Annotated in this window: 1 protein-coding gene; it reads right to left on the bottom strand. The window is 64.2% G+C overall.

Annotated features, from left to right (window positions below):
- Positions 1–1,041, bottom strand: a protein-coding gene (locus tag B8446_RS15940) for an IS3 family transposase (RefSeq protein WP_148506057.1) whose coding sequence is annotated in 2 segments (ribosomal slippage) — positions 1–789 and positions 789–1,041 — 1,042 coding nt annotated over the 2 segments. Because the reading frame shifts where the segments join, the coding sequence is not laid out codon by codon here. This gene is flagged as partial in the annotation.
- Between the last annotated feature and the right edge of the window lie 51 nt (positions 1,042–1,092).

The following is a 1,092-nucleotide window of genomic DNA, read 5'->3' on the forward strand; positions in this document are numbered from 1 at the left end:
TGAGGCTGGTGTGGGGCCTGACGGCGTTGTAGTCGGCGCGCCAGGCGTTGATGACCGTCCGAGCGTGGGCGAGGTTGCGGAACAGATGCTCGTTGAGGCATTCGTCGCGGAACCGGCCGTTGAAACTCTCGACGAACCCGTTCTGCTGCGGCTTGCCCGGTGCGATGTAGTGCCACAGCACCGACCGCCGCTCCTGCCAGGCCAGGATCGCGTTCGAAGTCATCTCGGTGCCATTGTCGCTGACGATCATCAACGGCCAGCCGCGCTGCTCTCCGATCCGGTCGAGTTCGCGGCCGAGCCGTTCGCCTGACAGCGACGTATCCGCCACCAGCGCGAGACATTCGCGCGTGTAGTCGTCCACCACCGTCAGAACCCGGAACCGCCGTCCGTTGTTCAACGCGTCCGAGACGAAATCCAGGCTCCAGCGCTGGTTCGGCCCGTCGGGCAGCATCATCGGCGAGCGTGTGCCCATCGCCCGTTTCCGGCTGCCACGCTTGCGGACCGACAGCCCTTCCTCGCGATACAGCCGGAACAGCTTCTTGTGGTTCATGGTCACTCCCTCCCGGTCGAGCAGGATCTGCAGCCGCCGATAGCCGAACCGACGCCTTTCTGCGGCCAATGCGCGAAGCCGGACGCGCGCATCAGCATCATCGGGCCGTCGCGACGCATAGCGCCAGGTCTTCGGATCCATGCCGATCAGCCGGCAGGCGCGCCGCTGCGCGTAAGCCCGCTCCGTAATCGCCCAGGTCGCGGCCTCCCGCCGCAAGCCGGGCGTCACGAGTTTTTTGCCAGCAGTTCCTTCAGCGTCGAGACGTCCATCACGCTCTCCGCCAGGAGCCGCTTCAGCTTCGCGTTCTCGTCTTCAAGAGCCTTGAGCCGCCGCGCTTCCGACACCTCCATCCCGCCATATTTCGATCGCCAGGTGTAGAAGGTCGCGTCGCTGATCCCATGCTTGCGGCATAGATCCGCAGCCGTCGCGCCCGCCTGATGCTCTTTCAGGATCCTGATGATCTGATCCTGCGTGAAACGTGATCTCTTCATTGCCTGTCTCCGGTTGGACAGACCTTACCCAAAAACGAGGGCATTCCACGG

The sequence above is a fragment of the Tanticharoenia sakaeratensis NBRC 103193 genome, from assembly GCF_000963885.1.
GTDB classification, from domain to species: Bacteria; Pseudomonadota; Alphaproteobacteria; order Acetobacterales; family Acetobacteraceae; genus Tanticharoenia; species Tanticharoenia sakaeratensis.